Here is a 20,245-nt window from a genome sequence, read left to right as displayed (position 1 = left end):
ATAGTCATATTATGCTAAATTGTCAAATAAAGAAAATTAGAGATTTTAGGTTATAATCACTCATAATCATTCATAATTGATTATAATTAACAATAATTACGTTTAATTGGAATATTTTAATTTTTTATATTTTTTTAATTTATCTAATTTGTCGTTAGAAAGACCAAAATTCGACCAGAAAGGAAGGATAGTATTGTTAAGCAAAAGAGGATCGGTGTATAAATCTAAGTATCCATGATTAACTAATTTATTATAATCTGGTGTCCCTGGAATTGGTGTGAATTCGTTTAAATTTACGCTAATACCAAGTGAATAACAAAAGTCAATAGCTTGTTTTATATCTTCGATTTTTTGATTTGGCAAGTTTGTTAATATATAAGCAGATACATCTTCCATATTGAATCCTACTTTTTTTAAATTGTTAACAGCAAGTATTAGATCTTTATTTGTTACTTTAAAACCTGTTTCTTTTTGAACGTTAAAATCATAGCTTTCATACCCAAGTTTAATGGTTTTAAAATTTGCTTTTTTTAAAAGAAACGCAACTTCTTCATTTACTCTTCTTGTATGTATACCATTTGGAAGGTGATATCTTACCCGAAAGTAGGATAATGCTTCTAAAAACTCTGAAATGTCTTTTCTTAATAGAAAGGCATCATCGAAAAAAACTATATCTTTTAAATATGGTCTTTTTATTAGAAGATTTTCTATATTATTAATTATTTTATCTATATCCCTGTACTGAAATTTCCACATTTTAGGAGTAACGCAATAAGTACAATGAAAAGGACAACCAATGGAAGATATTAAAACAATATAAGAAAGATAAGACTCATAAAAATCATATGATAACTCTAATTCATCAAACCAATTAAATTCACTCAATTTACTTGTATCTAACCCTAAAGTATTAAAAGATTTTAAAACAGGGTTTAAACCAGCACCAGGGCAAATTGTTACCCCGAGATTTGAAAAGGTTTTTTGAGCGTGTTCTTCATATAAAGTAGAATAAATTCCTCCTAATATAATTGGAGTTGAAGGGAAGTATCTTCGAAGAATCCTAACCGTTTCCAAACCACCATAGTACCAATAAGTTAGAGTAATTCCCACAAATATACTATCAATATTTTTTTTATTTTTTATTTTTTCTAATTTTTTTTCAAATAATTCAGGCGGGGTACCGTACCTTTTAAATTTTCTAGGTATATTTTTTAAAATATCTGGTTTTTCCACTTCTTCATTGTAGAACTTTCCTGTACCAAATTTTCTATCTTTTGGAAGAATAAAATCCTTTAAATCCTTATCATATCTATTCAATAAATCTATAAATGTCACTTCATGTCCAAAATGCTTTAGTATCTCACTAATATACAACAATCCTAAAGGTTTAAGCCAAAAATCATAAGCTGCAAAATCATATATCCAAGGGTTAACTACTAAAAAGTTCAAAGCTAAACCTCCAATTAGTAATTATTTACCTCTTTCATGTAATAATGAATGCCTTTTAGAGTAAGATAAGGATCGTAGTTTGAAAATAAAGAAATTTCTTTTGAAAAGAACCCCATATCTCCACCAGTCGTTACAATGATAAAATCTTTTTTTCTTTCCTTCTTTATCTCTTCTACTAACCTTTCGATACCGTAAAATATCGTTTTTATTACTCCAATCTGTATATTATCAATCGTATTTTTACCGAGATGATAATCAGGTATATAAAATTCTACTTTTGGTAGTTGAGCTGTTTTAGAAAATAATGCTCCAATTGCTGTTTTAAAACCTGGAACTATGGCTCCGCCAACAAAGTTTCCGTTTTCTAAAACATCAATAGTTATAGCAGTTCCAAAATCAATTGATATAACGTCGTCACCATACTCAACTTTACTTCCTATAACATTACATAACCTATCAGCCCCGATTTCTTTAGGATAATCTACCAAATAAGCGATGTTATCAATTTTATGTATTGTTGAAACAAAAACTGGTTTCATATTGAAATACTTTTTTATCATTTGTTCCAAAATAAAATTAACGTTGGGAACAACAGATGATACGCCACATGAATTAATTTCTTCTATACTTATATTAAAACGATTTAACAAGGTTAATATTTGTACAAATAATGAATCTTCAGTTTCAAAACTACTTGGCCCTAATCTCCAAGTTATATAATCACCATCTTTATATAATCCAATCATGGTGTTTGAATTTCCAACATCAAAAAGCAGCTCTATATCTACCATCCCCTTTTATAAAATCTTACAAGCAGCTTTTCTTAATCTGTTCATCACAGCTATTCCAATACCCCGATCCTCTATACCTTCTACTATCATAGCATCAACCTTTTCATCGTATTTTCTTAACATTTCAAAGAGTTTAACAGCAAATTCATAATAATTTTCCTCACTTCCAATTATATCAAAATTTACTCCATATTTTTTAAAATAGTTAGCATGCTCTTTTAAACACAAAATTATGGGATTGTGATAATTTTTTGATTCTTCTAAAACTTTGTTAATCATTAAATCAAAGTGACTTTGTTCTACTAATATAAGCGGGGTATTTGGAGCGTAATGTCTATATTTCATTCCAGGCGATTTGACATAATCCGCTTCAGTACGCCCATAAGCAAATTCAGGTATAAAAATATCTCCAAAGATCTCTTTTAACTTTTCAGGAGGTATAGGACCAGGTCTTAAAATTATTGGAACTTTTCCCTGCGTTAAATCAATAACAGTTGATTCTATTCCAAATTGAACCAAACCACCAATGATAATATAATCAACTTTTCCGTACATATCTTTCAAAACATGTTCTGACAATGTAGGACTTGGTTTACCAGAGATATTAGCACTAGGAGCTGCAATTGGAACACCGGCAAATTTAATTAATTTTAAGGCAACTGGATGAGCAGGCATCCTAACAGCAACTGTATCCTTTCCAGCAGTAACAATATTAGGAACGATCTCCTTTTTTTTCAAAACAAAAGTAACGGGTCCTGGTAACAATCTTTCTACTTTTTCTAAAAGAGTATAAGAAATATAGGTGTATTCTAAAAAAGATCTAACATCAGCTACATGTAATATCAAAGGATTATCATATGGTCTACCTTTTGCATCAAAGATTTTTTTTACTGCGTTTTCAGATAATCCGTTTGCCCCTAAACCATATACTGTTTCTGTTGGAAATACTACAGTTTTATCTTCTTTAATGGCATTGGCTGCCTCTTTAATTTTACTTTCTTCAATATTCAATGGATCAATTTCAACAACAATAGTTTCCATAATAGATTCTCCCTTTCTAACAAAACAATTTGAATCTCTTATACCTTATATATTATACAAGAAACTAAAGAAAAAAAGAAATAATTAGAGATAATTATCTCTAATCATCCTTAATTTCTATTAAATCGAAATATTAACATTTTTCGAAAATATGTTATAATCTCAACAAAAAAAGGAGAATTATATATGTCTGATACAAACTTAGAAATAGAAGAATATTTAAAACAGATTTTAAAAATCGAAGAGTCTTTAGATGAATCATTAAAAAAAGGGGATTTTGATATTTTCTCAAAATCCCTAGAAAAAAGATATGAAATATTAAAAAAACTAGAACAATTTAAAGATAATCCTTCTGTAAAAAATATGGCAGACAAAATTCTAAAGAAAGACAAAGAAAGATCCCAAATAATAACCAATAAAATCGAAAGCCTAAAAGAAAACCAGTTAACGGTTCAGTCAAGTAAAAAGGCAATGAAAAACGGATATTTAAAAGTTGAAGAATCTATAGCTCGCCACAGGATAAATAAAAGTGGTTGAAATATCTTTTTATATATCTTTTCGATAATATTTTGAACTGAAAAATACTTTTCCCGCATCTTTATATACCTTGTTTCTTGCCTCATCTATGGTTTTTGCTCTGCTAACTAACGAAAGAACTCTTCCACCATTAGTTACTAAATAATTGTTTTCTTTTTCTTTCTCTACACCCGCATAGAAAATTTTGGATGTACAACTTTCTCCAATTAAAATTTTCTCCCCTGTAGTATAAGAGTAAGGATAACCCTCGCTGCTAAGAACTAAACATACAGAATATCCATTATAAAATTCTATTTTGGTTTGATTTAATTCTCCTTCATATATATCCTTTAATATTTGAAAGAAATCACTTTTCAGTAAATAAAGAATAGATTGAGTTTCCGGATCACCCAACCTAACGTTGTATTCCAAAACATATGGTTCATTTTCTTCTATCATTAAACCAATATATAGTATACCTTTATAAAACAAATTTTCTTTTTTTAATCCAGTAATCGTTGGTTTAATTATCTTCTTTTCAATTGATTTTAATAAATTCTCATCAACTTCAGGATGAGGAGTAATCGCACCCATTCCTCCGGTGTTTGGACCAGAGTCTCCTTCTAATAACTTTTTATGATCTTTTGAAACAGTTAGAAACTGATAATTTTTTCCATCTAAAAGAAAAAATAGAGATGCTTCAAATCCTTCTAAATACTTTTCTATAACAATTCTTTTCCCTGCTTCTTTGAATTGTTTACTCTTCATAAGTTCTTTTATAGCTTCTTCTGACTCTTCCACACTTTCACTTATATAAACACCTTTACCAGCTGCTAATCCATCAGCTTTTATTACCAAAGGGTGTTCAGTTTTATTAATGTATTCAATTGCTAAATTAAGTTCTTCAAAAGATTGATAATCAGCTGTTTGCACATTATATTTTTTCATAAAATTCTTAGCAAACACTTTACTACTTTCTAATTGAGTCGAATACTTATTTGGACCAATTATTTTAAGATTTGTTTCATTAAACTTATCCACAATACCTTGTGCAAGATATTCCTCTGAACCTACAAACGTTAAATTTATGTCTTCTTTTTTAGCAAATTTAAGTATTTCATCGATACTTCGTATATCTAAAGTTTCACATTTTTCCTCTTTGGTTATACCATCATTTCCAGGAATTACAAAAATTTTGTCAATTTTATTATTTTGGGCTAACTTCCAGGCAATTGCGTGTTCTCTAGCTCCTTTACCAACAACTAAAAACTTCATGCAAGTCTTACCTCCCCGGGTAATCAATCTTATAAATTAAACTTTACTCAATAATCTGTCCTTTCCCACTTTTTTTTGATTGATACATTTTTTCATCTGCAATTTCTACAATATGCTTGTAGTTTTCCGGACTTTCATCTGTAAAAGATACTCCTGCACTAAATGTTATTCCCAAATTATTTTTTTCTAGATCATCGTAAATCCAGTTGATTACTTTAACGACATTTTCTTTTGTTATATTCTCCAAGATAATAACAAATTCATCTCCTCCATATCTATAAACCTTGTCATTCCCTCTCAGACTTTGCAATAAGATTTGAGAAAACCTCTTTAAAATTTCATCTCCATATTTATGTCCATATCTATCGTTAATATTTTTAAAGTCGTCCAAATCTATAAATACGAGGAAAATCTTGTCTTTGTTGTGTTCATAACTCATTAAATCAGAAAATAATTTAGAATGATTGTATAAACCTGTTAAAATGTCCCTTTCAGATTGATCTTTAATTTCCAAAAATTTCTGAGAATGTTCCAAAGCAAGTGAAACCAACCTTGCAAATACTGTTAAGATATCCAACTCTTCTTTAGATGGTCTTAATCCACTTTCTGGAGAATCCAAAGAAATATAACCTACCATATTTTCTCTTTCATCTCTTAAGATAAGTAAAAGTAAATCATTGGGATCCCATAAGTTTTGATTTTCACTCAAATAATCAACGTTCACTACATCTCTAGGCTGGAAAGTGTAAGCTTCATTTATTTTATCAGCATTTGGGATGAAGAATGTATCTCCATACTGATATTTTTCTTCGATGAATTTCATAACTTCAGATATAGGAGTAAATGTATTTTTAATCATCTCATACTTTTCTTGATCGATCCCTCTTTGAGTAACTCTAATTACTTCATTTTTTCTGTAATCAAAGAGACTAATTAGAACATATTCATAACCCAAACTTGTATTAAAGATTTCTGCGATATGATCTAGTACCTTTTCACCAGGTACTTTCAATGAAAGGTCTCTTATAATATTACTTAGAGTTCCAATAACTCTATTTAACTTTCCAATTCTTATATTTCTTAACTTCTCATCGCTTTTATCTGTCTCAAGTTTTATCATAAGATAAAAAAGTATTAGGATCAATACATTTAAAGAAATAATCGTATATTTAAATCCAAAATCTATCGTCAGTGTATATAAATAAGTTAACGGCAGAAGGCTTAAAAAGTAAAAATACTCATAAAGAAATATTTTTAATTCAAATTCTTTAAACCCTTCTACAAAGATACTGTTAATAATTTTTGAAAAGGTTAAAAATAAGAAGATAGACAATAGTGGATTATAACCATATGAAAACACTGCCGCTAAAGAATAACTAGCAGAAAAGATTAATGTCCTATATATCTTTCTACCAATTTCAGGATGCTTGGTTCTACTGAATAATATAATTATAGAAGATATTAAAAGATATTCAGGACCTAAAATAAAAGCATAAATAAACCCAACAGTATTGGATACTAATCTATTTTTTTTGTTTAAATAAACTCTTATGTTATCAGAAATAGCTGTTAGAAGTATAACCATTAAAGTATCTAAAAAAACGATGTTAGAAAAATCTAAATTTAAATGCCAAAAAGAAAAAAACGTAATTAAAAATAGCAACAATGATTTATATTTTATATTCACATTAACATCGCCTCATATATTTGAATTATAATATAACATAATGATAACATAAAAGGCGATGTTTTTCAAGATGATTAAATATTATAATTATAAGTTACATATGCTTGAAGTGCCTCATCCCTGTAAATACCATAGCTATTCCATATTTATCACAAGCTTCTATTGAATCTTTGTCTCTTATAGAACCTCCGGGTTGTATTAACGCCTTTATTCCATATTCTGCAGCTTTTTCTACAACGTCACTGAAAGGAAAAAAAGCATCAGACGCTAGTACATCCGCTCCCTTTCCTTCACTTCTTTGTAAGGCTTCAGTAGCCGCCCAAATTCTGTTTGGCTGACCAGTACCAATACCTGTTGTTGCTTTATTTTTTGATACCACAATAGAATTTGATTTAACCATTTTGACAGCTTTCCAAGCAAATAAAAGTTCATCTTTCAGTTCTTCAGGAACATCTTTCTTTGTTACAACTTTGAACTCGTTGATCAAACCTTTATCAACTTCCTGAACGAGTATTCCTCCATCAACAGAGACGTATTCATATTTATCTGTAGGCTTTGAGGTCATTTTTAATACTCTCAAATTTTTCTTTTTTCTTAAAATCTCTACAGCTTCATCTTCATAATCGGGAGCCATAATAATCTCTAAGAACAATTTTTTTAACTCCATAGCCGTTTCCACATCTACCTTTTTGTTGAAAGCAACAATTCCCCCAAATATGGAAACGGGGTCACATTCATATGCCTTTCTATAAGCTTCCAAAACATTTTCACCCAGAGCAATCCCACATGGTGTACTATGCTTAAGTGCACAACAAGCTGTTTCTTCAAACTCATTTACTGTCTTCCATGCAGCGTCTGCATCTCTTAAATTGTTAAAAGACAACTCTTTACCGTTCAACTGTTCAAACGAAGTCATAGCACCACTATTCATAGGATTTTTATAGAAAATCGCACTTTGATGAGGATTTTCCCCATATCTCATCTCGTAATTCTTTTCAAATGGAACAGTTAAATATTTTTGGTATTCATTTTGGGTTAACTTTCCTAGATAATTACTTATACATGTATCATAAAAAGACGTCAAATTGAAAGCCTTTGAAGCCAGATACAATCTGTAATCTTCGTCAATTTCCTTTTCTTTTTTTAATTGGTCAATTACCGCATCCAAGTCCTCTTCATCTACTATAACTACAACATTCTTAAAATTCTTAGCAGCCGATCTTATCATAGTAGGTCCACCTATATCGATAAACTCTACTAGTTGATCTAATTCAACATCCTCTTTTTTTGAAACTTCCAAAAAAGGATAAAGATTGACGTATACTAAATCAATCTCTTCTATATTTAGCTCTTTCAAGGTTTTCATATCTTCTTCTTTTTCTCTTCTTGCTAATATGCCACCATGAATTTTTGGATTTAAGGTTTTTACCCTTCCATCTAGAATTTCAGGAAATCCTGTTATCTCTTCAACGGAGGTTACTTTTATTCCATTTTCTTCTAATTTCTTTGCAGTACCCCCTGTTGAAATTATCTCAATATCCAAATCTTTAAGATTTTTTGCAAAGGTTACAACCTTTTCTTTTTTGTAAGTACTTATCAAAGCTCTTTTAATCATCAAAAGCCCCCTTTTAAAATTTTATATATTACCTGTGGATAATATTTATGCTCCAACTCATGAATCTCTTTTTCAACCTTTTCTAAATCCCAATATTTTTCTATTTTAATCTTTTTTTGTAATATTATTTTCCCTGTATCTACACTTTCATCTACGTAATGGATGGTGATTCCAATATATTCCTCATTATTATTAAAAGCTTTTTCTATAACATTTAATCCTCTGTATTTTGGCAAAAGAGAAGGATGGATGTTGATTATCTTGTTCTTATAATATTTAACGATGTGCTCTAGTAATATACGCATATATCCTGCCAAAACTATCAAATCAAAATCTAAAGTTTTTAAATAATTAAAAAGAGCTTTGTTGTATTCTTCCTTATTTTTAAAAGTTGAATAATCGATTATCTTAGGTTCTATTCCAACTTTTTTAGCTCTTTTAATAACATAAGCCTTAGGATTATCAGTAATTAAGTGAGAGATTTTAATCTCCTTACTATTCGAAAAATATTTACAAATCGCTTCAAAATTAGAACCATTCCCAGATGCCATAATTATTACTTTTTTCACTATAAAATACCTTCTTTTGCCCTATTTGATTTCTATTTCCATATAGAATTTAATAACTAATCTTTACTTTTTGATTTATATCAGCTGCTTTTTTAACTTCTACAATATCTCTAATTTCACCAATTTCAATGACTTCTTCTGAAAATCTTGTTTTAATAATATTTTTTACGTAAGTTAGGTTATCTTCATCCACTATATATACCATACCGATACCCATATTGAAGGTTCTAAACATTTCATTTTTAGAAACTCCAGACTCTTCGATAATTTGAAAAACTCTTGGAATTTCCCAAGATACATTAATATATGCATAAAGACCATCAGGAATTATCCTTGGAAGATTATCTATCAGTCCTCCACCAGTTATATGTGCTGCTCCTTTAATGTTCTTTAGAAGAGCTAACGTCTGTTTTACGTATATCCTCGTTGGATTTAATAACTCCTCACTAAAATCTATCTTTTTTTCTTGAAGTAATTTTCTTACCAAAGAATAACCGTTAGAATGTATTCCAGAGGATTTTAAACCTATTATCTTGTCTCCAACTTTTATTTTTGAATAATCAAAAATATTTTCTTTACTAACTATTCCAACCGCAAATCCCGCGACATCCTCACTGTTTTGACTAAAAACACCAGGTAATTCTGCTGTTTCCCCACCTAACAAATTACATTCAAATTCGTCTAAGATATTTTTTAAATTCTTTATAAAACTAACAAACTCTTCTTTATTTAGAGCTGACGTTGAAAAGTAATCTAAAAAAAACAAAGGCGTTGCTCCCATACAAACTAAATCGTTTAAATTCATCGCAACAAGATCTTGTGCAGCGACATCCCATCTTCCATACTTTTTTAAAAGCTGTAACTTTGTACCCACTCCATCAGAAGTTGCTACGAGAACTGGTTCACGGTATTTATTTAAAACATCCTTTAAAGGGAATATCCCAGCATAAGAACCTATATTATTATCAAGAAATGAGCGAATCGCCTTTATAGAATCATTCGCCTTATTTATATCTACACCAGAACTTTTATAAAACATTAATTTCCTCCTTGAAAGCATTTAAAACAGTACTCTTGTTTTTTGCTATTTAAAAATTCTTTTAATTTTTCAAGTGAAACAAACTCTATTGAATCGGCGTTTAAAAGGTCTTTAATCTCATCTATACTTTTAGTTGCACAAATTAACTCTTCCTGAGTAGGAATATCCACTCCCCAATGACAGGTGTTCACAACTTTTGGAGAGGCGATTCTTAGATGTACTTGCTTTGCTCCATTTTCTCTAAGCATTTTAACTATATGTTTCATAGTAGTTCCCCTTACTATAGAATCATCTACTAAAATTATTCTTTTATTTTCAATTACTTCTTTAACTGGAGAAAGTTTTCTTCTAACCCCCATCTTTCTTTCTTCAACATCCGGATCAATGAACGTTCTTCCTACATATTTGTTTCTCATTAACCCCATCTCTAATGGGATATTTGAGGCTTTGGAATATCCCAAAGCAGCAGAAAACCCACTATCCATAACGGGTACAACGATATCTGCTTCAACTGGATTCTCTTGTGCACATAATGCTCCCAACTTTTCTCTCATTAAATGTACGTTTTCATCAAAGATATTAGAATCAGGTCTAGCAAAATAAACATGTTCAAAGAAACAATATTTATGTTTATTACTTGAGTTTATAAAATAACTTTTAACTTTCCCATCTTTTATTTCTATTAATTCACCTGGATTTATCTCTCTAATTGTAGCATCTTTAGTGGGGAAAAATTTGAATGCGCTATCTTCAGAAGCTACATAAATTCCATTTTTAGTTTCACAAAGGGCCAAAGGACGATATCCATATGAATCACGGAACGCTATTATTTTGTTTTTGAAAAGAAGTAGTAAGGAATAAGAAGGCCCAATATTTTGATCGATTAATTTACCTATATTAGAACTTTCCCAACTTGAAGGAACTCCTTTGAGGTTATTTACAAGTAAGTGAGGAATGAGCTCTGTATCAGAGGTTGTCATGAATATGGATCCTTTTTCTTCGTATTCTTCTTTCAATTTGTTCCCATTTTCTATTTGTCCATTATGAGCGATTGAAAAAAATTCTCCTTTGTATTTCACACTTAACGGTTGTGCATTTATATAATTTGAAAATCCATTAATGGAATATCTTACATGTCCTATTCCAAAATAACCATTTATTTTTCTAGCAACATCTTTAGTAAAAACTCTATTTACAACACCTTTTCCTTTATATGTTGTGATCTTTGAACCATCTGATAAAGCTATACCTGCTGACTCTTGACCTCTATGTTGTAAGGCTAATAAACCCTCTATAATTCTTCCACTAACATTATATTTATTTTCTTTAGAATATGCTGCAAATAATCCGCAATTTTCCATTAACATACAATTATTCCTCCACAGTTTTAGAGATACTTTCAAAATAAAGTTTAGTTAACTTTTTAAGATCAAAGGTAGTCGAACCAATATTGATTCCATCATCTTGGTGTTTTACTTCTCCTAACTTTTTAAAGATAATTCCTGCTTTATTTGACATCTTTTGAAAAAGATCATCGTTATCTTTGGAAAGTGAAATGATGAACCTCCCTTGGTTCTCACCGAAAAGTTCCTCCACTGAATTACCAAGTTCTCCATTAAATCCCAAACTACTTACGATACAACTTTCAACAAGAGAAACAAGTAGACCACCTTTTGATACATCATGAACACAGTTAACAACACTTTTATTGATAAGATCTAGAATAAAATTTTGTAATGACTTTTCAAATATTGGATTTACAGGGTCTATCTCACCACCTATAAAATCTTCAATTATTTTTAAGTATATGCTTCCACCTATTCTTTCAACATTTATATCAGTTTTACCTACTAAATATACAAAATCCCCAACGTTTTTAAATTTTAAATTGGTCAACTTGCTTATATCTTTTACCTCTCCAACCATTCCTATAACTGGGGTAGGATAGATAGAAGAATCTTTATAAGAATTATAAAAACTAACGTTTCCACTAACTACAGGAGTAGAAAGTTCTTTTGATGCTTCAATTAACCCATTAATACTTTGCTCAAATTGCCAAGAAACTTCCGAATCATCAGGATGTCCAAAATTCAAATTATCGGTTATAGCTAAAGGCACAGCTCCTACTGATACTAAATTTCTTGCTGCTTCATAAACAACGTTTTTTGTTCCTTCAAGTGGATTTAAATAAGTATATAATTCGTTACTATCAATAGTTACAGCTATTGCTTTTTTTGTTTTTTTAAACCAAAGTACCGAACTATCAGCTATTCCAGGAATTAATAAAGTGTTTGTCCCAACCTTGTAATCGTACTGCTGAAAAATCCATTTCTTACTCGCTACGTTATGATTTTGTATTATTTTTTTTAAAATATCTTTTAAATCATGCCCCTTACACTTTGGAAATTTTTTCGCCCTGTTTATAATGAAAGATGTTGGAGTACTATTATTCCTATAATATTCTGGAGCATCCACTAATACATCGATAGGCAAATCTGCAAGAATATCACCATTTTCTTCCTTTTTAACTACATAATGTTTTTTCTCAATTGTTTTTCCTATAACTGAAAAATCTACCATGTATTTCTCACATACTTTTTTAACCTCTTGTTCAAAACCTGGTTCAACCAAGAAAACCATTCTTTCTTGGGATTCAGAAAGCATAATTTCCCATGGTTTAATATCTTTCTGCCTTTTTGGAACTTTATCTAAATATATTTCACAACCTAGACCACCTTTGCTTGCCATTTCAGAAGTAGAACTTAATACTCCTGCTGCCCCCATATCCTGACATGCTTTAACACCTTTTAATTTCAATATTTCAAGAGTCGCTTCTATGAGATTTTTCTCAGTGAAAGGGTCTCCAACTTGTACAGATGGTCTATCGTCCTTTCCACTAAGCTCTTTGGAAGCAAAAGATGCCCCGTGTATCCCATCTCTCCCAGTTTTTGAACCTATATAAACAATAAGCTTATTAGGGCCATCAGCATGTGAAGATACTAAATAATTTTTCTCGGCTACCCCAACACACATCACATTTACCAAAGGATTTGTTGAGTATATTTCGTTAAAAGATGTTTCTCCAGCAACCGTAGGAACTCCTATGGAATTACCGTAATCACTTATACCTGAAACAACACCTTCAAATATATTTTTTACCTTGGGCTGATTAATATCTCCAAACTTCAAAGAGTCCAACAAAGCAATAGGCCTTGCTCCCATAGCCAGGATATCTCTTACTATTCCTCCTATACCAGTTGCCGCTCCCTGATAAGGTTCAACAGCGCAAGGATGGTTATGACTTTCAACTTTAAATACCACAGCTTTATTACCAATTTCTACATACCCAGCATTTTCACTTTCATAAGATTCATTTATTTTTTTTAAATAATGTTTTGAATGTTTGTATCCACAATGTTCTGACCATTGAGCAGAAAAAAGATAAGTTTCAAATTCATTAGGCTCTCTATTTAACTTTTCAACTATGCTTTCATATTCAGAATTAGAAAGTCCTAAAGCAAGTGCTAGTTCCCTAATTTTTAACTGATTGGCCACTAGACAGATACCTCCTGATAGACTGAAAAATAAGATTACCGTCTTCATTACCTAATACTTTTGAACAAGCTCTTTCCGGATGAGGCATTAAACCAAAAACGTTGAGATCTTTGTTTATAATTCCAGCAATGTCTTCAAAAGATCCATTAGGATTTTCTACATATTTTATAACTATTTGAGAAGGCTCTAAAGTATTTTCTCTTATTATATATCTCCCCTCTTTATGAGCGATAGGTAAATTTAAGACTTTTTTATCTATGTTGTTAGTAAAAGGTGTTTCAAAGTTATTTACTTTTATCTCTACATCTTCGCAAATGAACCTCTGCGAACTGTTCACTGTCAAAACTCCAGGTAATATGCCGACTTCAGTTAAAATTTGGAATCCGTTACACACTCCAATGACCAACCCTCTTTTTTGCAACACATATTTTTCAACTGACTTCATAACCGGTGAGAACCTTGCTAAAGCGCCGACCCTCAAGTAATCTCCATATGAAAAACCTCCAGGAATAAATATAAGGTCATAATTTAAGGCCTGATCAAAATCATGCCAGATATATCTTGTTTTGAAACCATTCTCTTCTAATGCAAAATAGGCATCACGGTCACAGTTTGATCCTGGAAATACCACTACACCGGCTGTTAATTTATCCAAAATATTCACTCCTCATCCAGTTCCATTATTTCATAATCTTCCAAAACAGGATTTGATAAAACTTCATAAGCTATTTGTTCTGCTTTTTGTTTAGCTTTCTCAAAATTTTCTTCTTTAATTTTTAAATTTACGCTTTTTCCAAATCTAACTTCTTCTACAGAAAAGTTTAACCTTTTTAATACCTTTAGTGTAGCGTTACCTTGAGGATCTAATATCCCCTCTTTTAATTTAACTTTTATTTCAAAATTAAATATTTTCTCTCCTTCAGTAATCATATAGCTAACCTCCCAATCAAAGCTTCATAAGCATTAATAAGATCTCCTTTATCCTCTCTGTATACGTCCTTATCAAGCGATTCCATAGTATTTTTATCCCAAAATCTACAGGTATCTGGAGATATTTCATCAATCAAAATTACTTTCTTATCTGTCTTTGATATACCGAACTCTAATTTATAATCAACTAAGAGAATGTTTTTATTATCTAAAAAACTGCTCAGTATATTGTTCACTTTATTTGAAATTCCAACTATTTCTTCTAATATTTCTTTATTACAAATCTTCAAAAGTAATATAGCATCTTTTGTTATCATTGGGTCCCCTAAATCGTCATTTTTTAGTGAAAATTCAACTAATGGATAATCAAATTTTATCCCTTTTTCTACACCATAACGTTTACAAAAACTTCCCGCTGTATAATTTCTAACTATCACTTCCAAAGGTATTAATTCCCCCCATTTTGCAATAAAAGAGTTTTCATCGTAATCTTGTAAATAATGTGTATTTAATCCCTCTTCATTTAATAATTCAAAGAAAAATGTTGAAATTTTCTTGTTTATCTTACCTTTATTAGCGTACTGACCTTTTTTTATTCCATTAAAAGCGGTTACATCATTTTTAAATTCTACTAATAGCTTTCTATCACTGTATTTATATACCTTTTTTGCCTTGCCTTCATACAATAAATCAAATCTTTTCTCATTTTTCATATATTATTCACCCTCGCTATCAAGTAATCTCTTTACAAAATAAGCTGCATTTTTCATACCACTGCTTCCTATACCCATAGTTGCAACAGGAACACCACTAGGCATTTGAATCATTGAAAGTAAAGCATCTACACCATTTAAAGGACCAACATCTCTTGGAACTCCAATAACAGGAAGCGTAGTAAGAGAAGCCACCACCCCGGGAAGTGCAGCAGATAACCCTGCAACAGCGATTATCGCGCAATATTCTTCTTTAGGAAGTTCTTCGATAAATTTTGTGAGTTCTTTTAAATTTCTATGGGCACTTAGTACTTTGTACTCATAATCAACCTTCCATTCATCAAAAAGATCAATTGCAATATTTACAAAAACCTCGTCTGATTGACTTCCAGAAATAAGAAGTACTTTTTTGTCCAACTCAATCTCTCCCTTCAAAAAAAGAATCCTACCTCTTATACAGTAGAGAGGTAGGATTTTATTATAAAATACCTTATACCCCTCTTACTGTAGTCAAACAGTTTACGGCTGTTTGGTAGAAACTGTCGAACCATATTATCGACATTATACAGAAAGAGGCATTTTTATTATTAACTTTCTATGATTTCATCATAACATAATTTTTTTAGCAGTGCGTTAAATTTATGAAAATAGTAAAATCACGCTTTAAAACTATCTTTTATATTAGAGTATTTATCAGTATTTTCAACAAAATCAATAACCTTTTTTTCAATTTCGTCTCTCACTCTTCTAAAAATCTCAAGTTTTTCCTCTTCGCTTCCCGCAGCTGTTGCAGGATCATCAAAGGGCCAATGAAGTCTTATACTTACACCCGGAAAGAAGGGACATTTTTCTTCTGCTTTTGAGCATACTGTTATTAAAAAACCAAACCTATCGTTCAAGTATCTATCTAAACTCTTTGAATAATGATCTTTCATACTTATACCTTTTTCTTCCATAACCCTAATAGTGAAAGGATTAATTTCAGAAGCCTCTAAACCTGCACTATAAGTATCGAATCTATCAGCTCCATATTTCTTTAAAAAAGCTTCAGCCATTTGACTTCTTGCAGAGTTTCTAGAACATAAAAACAGCACCTTAATTTTGTCCATTTTTTTTACCTCCATTGAAATGGTAAGCATTTCTTGCTACTTCATCAAGTTCTTTGATATCTAGCCTTTTTTCTTGAATTTTGTATTCTTCGTATCTTTTATCTTTAAGCTTTTCAAGAACATCTTTTTCTTTTTTTGCTTCGATATAATCATTTCTTGCTATTTCTTCTTCTATTTCTCTTTTTTTAAGCTCTAAGTAAAGATTGTCTAATTTTTCATTCAAACTTTCTCTGTATTCTATTAAACTAGTTAATTTTGCTATTGGGATAGAGTCATGAATCTCACTTTTAAAATTTCTTGAGATTATTTCAATCTTACTATTCATTACTTTAATTTCTTCTTCAACTTTTATCCTTTCTTGAATTTTCTTCCCTAATTCAATCCTTGCAAAGTCTTGAAAATTTTCTTTTAAATCTTTTAACCTTTCAAGTTTAAAATTAAATTTCATATTTTACATCCCCATAAATAAAAAATAAGGTAATTATTTTATCCCGTACCTATCAAGCTTATAATACAAATTTCTAACTGTTAAACCTAATTTTCTTGCAACCTCAGTTTTGTTTCCATGGCATACTTCTAAAAGTTCTATAATAATCTTTTTCTCAAATTCTTCTGTCATATCTTTAAGTGTCCCTTTAATTTCTTCTGATTTTTCGACTAAATCGGGTATGTGTGAGGAAGTAACAAGCGGGTCACTGTTATCAATAGCAAGCATGGCTCTATCAATTACATTTTCTAACTCTCTAATATTTCCTGGCCAAGAATAGTTTCTAAGTTTTTCAAGTGCATCTTCAGTGAATCCATAAACAATTCTTCCATACCTTTGATTTAAACTATGTAAAAGTTGATGAGCAAGTTCAGGAATGTCATCTTTTCTTTCACGAAGAGGGGGAATAAGAATACTTACCACAGATATCTTGTAAAATAATTCTTTTGAAAATTTCCCTAAACCCACAAGAATCTTTAAATCTTCTGTAGTTGCAAAAACCAATCTAACGTTTGGAATGAAATCGTGATGGTCACTTTCAAAAATTTTGTCCTTAAGAAAAGAAAGCAGTTTCTGTTGAACTTCTATATCCATTAGATCAATGTTTTCTAGAAACAATGTTCCACTATTAGCTTCAACTAAATAGCTATTTTTACCAAAAAGATAATCTTCTTGCCTTTCTTTAGGAATCAAAGCAAAGTTAAGTTTAAGATATGGATTTTCTTTTCTTTTGCTTGCGTTGTGAATAGCTTGAGCTAACACTTCTTTACCTACACCAAACTCACCTACAAGCAGTAAATCTACATCTACCTCGGATACTTTGTTTGCCTGAGCAATAACATCTTTCATAGCTTTAGAATTTGCAACTAAATCACTAAAATCGTAGGTAGCCTTTTCTTTTTTTAACATTCTCTTTGTTGCCTCTAATTCATTTATTAGTCGTTGTATTTCTGATATATCGTGGATTACAGCTACGCTACCTTTAAATTCGCTCTTAACAAAAAGAGGTGTAACACTTGCTATAACCTCTTTTTTATTGGTAGCTAATCTTTTTCTCACATTGTAGATGGGTTTTTTCTCTCTGGCACAACGTATATGTAAACTTTCGCCTTCTGCTAAGTCTATAGTAGCAGGTTTCCCCATAACCTCTCTAGGGGTTAAACCTGTGATTTTGGTGTAGGCTCTGTTAACCATAAAAACTCTTCCTTCTTGATCTGCCACAGAAATAGCATCTGAAGTTGAATCTATTATTGAGGTCAATAATGCTTCCAACTCTCTTAAATTAGTTATTTCTTCGGCTAATTTTTGTATAGTAGTGATATCACGAAAAACAGCCGCTACTGCTATAGTTTCATTCTTTTCGTTTTTAATAGGGATGCGAGACGTTAATATTACTTTATTCCCCAAATTTTGTAATTTATCATATTCCGCTTCCCCAGTTCTTAATACAATATGTAATCTTGTATTTGGAACATTCTCTACTACATTTTGATTTGTAATTTTATCTTTTTCAACTTCCAAAATTTTACACGCAGCATCATTGATATAAAAAATATTTTCTCTTTCATCTATAGCCATTATCCCATCTTGCAATTGATCTAAAACAGATTTCATTAAATCTGCATCGGTCATAAAATCACCCTCTTTTAAAATAAATCAAAAATAAATTACTAAACTTTAATAGTAGAAAAATTATTGATAGAATCAATTTCTTTTAATTTATGCTTTTGCATCCAACCATTTTCAAATCCTAATTCATTAAAGTAATCTAAAACTTCATCATATTCGTGTTTATATAAGTAACGATTTAGTTTATCGTCTTTTTTAGCTTTATATACAGGAACATACTGATCCATCAAACTAATGTGAATGTTTTGAGATATTTCATATTTTAAAAACCTTAAAGCCTCTTTCGACTGATTGATTAGGTTCGGAAGGACCAGTATCCTAACGATCATGCCCCTTTTTAAAGCCCCTGTATCGTCTAATATAAAATTATCTCCTACCTGCCTGTACATTTCTTTTATTGCTAATTGAGCTTGAATCCAATAATCTTTCACACCCGAATATCTTTTTCCTATAATATTACTCGTGTACCTTATATCAGCAAGATAGATATCGACAACATCTTCCAAAATTCTCAGCGTTTCTAACTTTTCATATGAAGATGTATTCCAAACAATAGGTAAAGTAAACCCGTGTTCTATTGCGTATATTAGTGCATCAAAGATAAATGGTAAATATGGAGTAGCGGTTACTAAATCTAAATTAGCAGCTTTCATATCGAATTGCAATTTTAAAAAAATTTCACCCAATTGCACATTAGAGATGATTTTCCCATGACCTAATTGACTAAAATTGAAGTTTTGACAGTAAATACACCTCATTGTACAATTACTAAAGAAAACACCACCTGCTCCATTCTCACCTTTTAAAACTGGTTCTTCTCCAGGATACAAAACATATTCCGATATTTTCACCTCATTTCCTACCTTGCAACCTCCGATCTTTTCAAGTCTGTTTATTTTACACTCTCTTGGGCAAATATCACATGAATCTAATTTTTTTATTAGATAATCTCTTCTTTTATGAAGTACACCACTTTCATATAATTTTATATAAGAAGGTAAAATTTGTACTCCCTCCTCCAATTTATCTATCGTTTAATAGTTATAATGCACAACATTCATATGAATAAGAAATTTCAAAACCTTTTTTTTCTGCTTCTTTTATAGTTGGCAGAACAGGTTGTACTATTTTATCCACTATACCCAGTAATTGTTCTTGTATATTTTTTCTATAATTACCCTTTGGCTGCATACATCCCAAAATTAATTTTGTTTCTGGAAAATTTTTTCGAGCATTTTCCAAAAATAAAACAACTTCATTAATTTTAGGAGGTTTATAAGACTCATATTCTGTACCTTTCGTTGGAATAAAAATAAGAAATATTATTTCATCTATCTTATCCGATACCTCTTTTAAACTTTTTATAGCTTCCCTCTCATGAGAAATGACACCCTTTCTTAGCCCGAGCGTTACGTGAGGTTTAACTTTAATACCATTTTCTAACAGCAAAAAGAACGAATCCCACATCTTTTCAAAATTACCTTTTCCATAAACTTCATAGTAGGTTTCTTTATCTCCAACTAGATCGTATGAAACAACGTCTGAAAGCTCTTTGAGAACCGATAAATCTTCCTCATCTACAAAACCTGTATGAAAGTTATACCTTAAATTATACTCTTTTTTCAAATATTTTAATTTATCTTTAAAGGCAGCAAAAGGAATCTTTCCATCAGGCATTAATCCACCACTTATTAAAAATGAAGTGTACCCATTTTTTGCTATATCTTCTATTTCGTTGATATTAGCCATATTTTTTAAATAATGCCTACCACAATGTTTGCAATTTAAAGCACAATATTCACCAGTTAAACTAACCGAAGAAGTTTTTAGTAACTTCACA

At 30.6% G+C, this 20,245-nt stretch carries 20 protein-coding genes and 1 riboswitch; of the genes, 1 reads left to right on the top strand and 19 read right to left on the bottom strand.

Translation table 11 applies throughout. The features are described 5' to 3' along the window. Positions 1-102: 102 nt before the first annotated feature. The 3 genes from PW5551_RS09670 to PW5551_RS09660 are packed head-to-tail and all read right to left on the bottom strand — an operon-like array spanning position 103 to position 3,281. Positions 103-1,449: a radical SAM protein gene (locus PW5551_RS09670; protein WP_113075568.1), complete on the bottom strand. Its 1,347-nt coding sequence runs from the start codon at positions 1,447-1,449 to the stop codon at positions 103-105. A 14-nt stretch (positions 1,450-1,463) separates the two neighbouring features. After that, entirely contained in the window at positions 1,464-2,240 is a 777-nt protein-coding gene (locus tag PW5551_RS09665; protein ID WP_233488520.1) for a type III pantothenate kinase, read from the bottom strand. Between the two features lie 6 nt (positions 2,241-2,246). Beyond that, the gene (locus PW5551_RS09660; protein ID WP_113075567.1) at positions 2,247-3,281 is read right to left on the bottom strand and encodes an L-threonylcarbamoyladenylate synthase; all 1,035 of its coding nucleotides are present in this window, start codon (positions 3,279-3,281) and stop codon (positions 2,247-2,249) included. Positions 3,282-3,467: 186 nt separating this feature from the next. Between PW5551_RS09660 and PW5551_RS09655 the strand changes: the two genes are divergently transcribed. Then, entirely contained in the window at positions 3,468-3,818 is a 351-nt protein-coding gene (locus tag PW5551_RS09655; protein ID WP_113075566.1) for a hypothetical protein, read from the top strand. 9 nt (positions 3,819-3,827) lie between these two features. On the opposite strand, the gene purD is transcribed toward PW5551_RS09655, so the two are convergent. The 16 genes from purD to PW5551_RS09575 form a co-directional block, all read right to left on the bottom strand. Next, on the bottom strand, positions 3,828-5,072 hold the full coding sequence (gene purD, locus PW5551_RS09650) for a phosphoribosylamine--glycine ligase (RefSeq protein ID WP_113075565.1): 1,245 nt from the start codon (positions 5,070-5,072) through the stop codon (positions 3,828-3,830). A gap of 43 nt (positions 5,073-5,115) precedes the next feature. After that, the gene (locus tag PW5551_RS09645; RefSeq protein WP_233488519.1) at positions 5,116-6,738 is read right to left on the bottom strand and encodes a sensor domain-containing diguanylate cyclase; all 1,623 of its coding nucleotides are present in this window, start codon (positions 6,736-6,738) and stop codon (positions 5,116-5,118) included. A gap of 115 nt (positions 6,739-6,853) precedes the next feature. Then, the gene (purH, locus tag PW5551_RS09640) at positions 6,854-8,374 is read right to left on the bottom strand and encodes a bifunctional phosphoribosylaminoimidazolecarboxamide formyltransferase/IMP cyclohydrolase (protein ID WP_113075563.1); all 1,521 of its coding nucleotides are present in this window, start codon (positions 8,372-8,374) and stop codon (positions 6,854-6,856) included. Continuing rightward, positions 8,374-8,943 carry a phosphoribosylglycinamide formyltransferase gene (purN, locus tag PW5551_RS09635; RefSeq protein ID WP_113075562.1) on the bottom strand — a complete coding sequence of 190 codons (570 nt, stop codon included), beginning with the start codon at positions 8,941-8,943 and terminating at the stop codon, positions 8,374-8,376. The genes purH and purN overlap by 1 nt, the downstream gene beginning before the upstream one ends. Before the next feature lie 49 nt (positions 8,944-8,992). Beyond that, positions 8,993-9,982, bottom strand: a complete 990-nt coding sequence (gene purM / locus PW5551_RS09630; RefSeq protein WP_113075561.1) for a phosphoribosylformylglycinamidine cyclo-ligase — start codon at positions 9,980-9,982, stop codon at positions 8,993-8,995. Continuing rightward, positions 9,982-11,349: an amidophosphoribosyltransferase gene (gene purF, locus PW5551_RS09625; protein ID WP_113075560.1), complete on the bottom strand. Its 1,368-nt coding sequence runs from the start codon at positions 11,347-11,349 to the stop codon at positions 9,982-9,984. Before purF ends, purM begins: the two co-directional genes overlap by 1 nt. 4 nt (positions 11,350-11,353) lie before the next feature. After that, positions 11,354-13,537 carry a phosphoribosylformylglycinamidine synthase subunit PurL gene (gene purL, locus PW5551_RS09620; RefSeq protein WP_113075559.1) on the bottom strand — a complete coding sequence of 728 codons (2,184 nt, stop codon included), beginning with the start codon at positions 13,535-13,537 and terminating at the stop codon, positions 11,354-11,356. After that, on the bottom strand, positions 13,515-14,192 hold the full coding sequence (purQ, locus tag PW5551_RS09615; protein WP_370445946.1) for a phosphoribosylformylglycinamidine synthase subunit PurQ: 678 nt from the start codon (positions 14,190-14,192) through the stop codon (positions 13,515-13,517). The genes purL and purQ overlap by 23 nt, the downstream gene beginning before the upstream one ends. Before the next feature lie 5 nt (positions 14,193-14,197). Further along, entirely contained in the window at positions 14,198-14,467 is a 270-nt protein-coding gene (gene purS / locus PW5551_RS09610; RefSeq protein ID WP_113075557.1) for a phosphoribosylformylglycinamidine synthase subunit PurS, read from the bottom strand. Continuing rightward, on the bottom strand, positions 14,464-15,180 hold the full coding sequence (gene purC, locus PW5551_RS09605) for a phosphoribosylaminoimidazolesuccinocarboxamide synthase (RefSeq protein ID WP_113075556.1): 717 nt from the start codon (positions 15,178-15,180) through the stop codon (positions 14,464-14,466). Before purC ends, purS begins: the two co-directional genes overlap by 4 nt. A gap of 3 nt (positions 15,181-15,183) precedes the next feature. Then, complete coding sequence (locus tag PW5551_RS09600) at positions 15,184-15,597, bottom strand: AIR carboxylase family protein (protein WP_113075585.1); 414 nt, start codon at positions 15,595-15,597, stop codon at positions 15,184-15,186. 70 nt (positions 15,598-15,667) lie between these two features. Beyond that, positions 15,668-15,769: riboswitch (purine riboswitch) on the bottom strand. Between the two features lie 67 nt (positions 15,770-15,836). Next, entirely contained in the window at positions 15,837-16,289 is a 453-nt protein-coding gene (locus tag PW5551_RS09595) for an arsenate reductase ArsC (protein ID WP_113075555.1), read from the bottom strand. Next, the gene (gene fliJ / locus PW5551_RS09590; protein WP_113075554.1) at positions 16,276-16,737 is read right to left on the bottom strand and encodes a flagellar export protein FliJ; all 462 of its coding nucleotides are present in this window, start codon (positions 16,735-16,737) and stop codon (positions 16,276-16,278) included. Before fliJ ends, PW5551_RS09595 begins: the two co-directional genes overlap by 14 nt. Positions 16,738-16,770: 33 nt before the next feature. Continuing rightward, a complete protein-coding gene (locus tag PW5551_RS09585; RefSeq protein WP_113075553.1) occupies positions 16,771-18,408 on the bottom strand; it encodes a sigma-54-dependent Fis family transcriptional regulator in 1,638 nt (545 codons plus the stop codon). Positions 18,409-18,446: 38 nt separating this feature from the next. Next, a complete protein-coding gene (locus PW5551_RS09580) occupies positions 18,447-19,256 on the bottom strand; it encodes a radical SAM protein (RefSeq protein WP_233488518.1) in 810 nt (269 codons plus the stop codon). 190 nt (positions 19,257-19,446) lie between these two features. Beyond that, on the bottom strand, positions 19,447-20,244 hold the full coding sequence (locus tag PW5551_RS09575) for a radical SAM protein (protein WP_233488517.1): 798 nt from the start codon (positions 20,242-20,244) through the stop codon (positions 19,447-19,449). Position 20,245 lies beyond the last annotated feature (1 nt).

Origin of the sequence: Petrotoga sp. 9PW.55.5.1 (assembly GCF_003265365.1) — a bacterium.
Classification (GTDB): domain Bacteria; phylum Thermotogota; class Thermotogae; order Petrotogales; family Petrotogaceae; genus Petrotoga.
The sequence above is the reverse complement of the archived record's forward strand: the minus strand, read 5'-3'. Positions and strand labels throughout refer to the sequence as shown.